The organism is Aneurinibacillus sp. UBA3580 (assembly GCF_002375825.1).
Taxonomy (GTDB): domain Bacteria; phylum Bacillota; class Bacilli; order Aneurinibacillales; family Aneurinibacillaceae; genus Aneurinibacillus; species Aneurinibacillus danicus.
In genome coordinates, this window is the sequence record NZ_DFMZ01000135.1 from 47,466 (window position 1) to 47,913 (window position 448).

Annotated in this window: 1 protein-coding gene; it reads left to right on the forward strand. The window is 31.0% G+C overall.

Annotated features, from left to right (window positions below; genetic code table 11):
* The first annotated feature begins 96 nt into the window (after window positions 1-96).
* Window positions 97-321, forward strand: a complete 225-nt coding sequence (locus B2899_RS17855) for a helix-turn-helix transcriptional regulator (RefSeq protein ID WP_146811211.1) — start codon at window positions 97-99, stop codon at window positions 319-321.
* Window positions 322-448 lie beyond the last annotated feature (127 nt).

Below are 448 nucleotides of genomic sequence, written 5' to 3' on the forward strand. Positions count from 1 at the left end.
GCCGCAACTCCGACATGAAAATCGAGATGTCAAAAATAGTTTACAAAATGTCAAAAATAAATTACAATATATAAAAAAAGAGGCGATAAATCGAATATGCAGAGAAACGGACAATTATATAATAAATTGAATGTTCTAAGAGCCGAAAAAAAGTGGACTCAACAAGATTTAGCAAAAAAAGTTGGTGTTTCAAGACAAACTATTGCTTCGATTGAAGCAAATCGTTATAATCCATCTCTGATTTTAGCATTTGAGATTTCGGCTGTTTTTGACAAAGAAATACAGGAGGTTTTTCAATACAAATTAAATAAGGGAGAGTAGTTATGTATACTATTATTGGTATGGTTTTATCTTTTATTGGGCTTGTAGCAGTCATCTTTTCCGCGTATTTCATTAAAAAAGAAGGAGGAGATGAAAGAGGTAATAAAATATTAGGTATAGCAGGAAT

Excerpts from the sequence above, each read along its gene's own strand:
- B2899_RS17855 (WP_146811211.1), top strand. The coding sequence starts at position 97 with ATGCAGAGAAACGGACAATTATATAATAAATTGAATGTTCTAAGAGCC.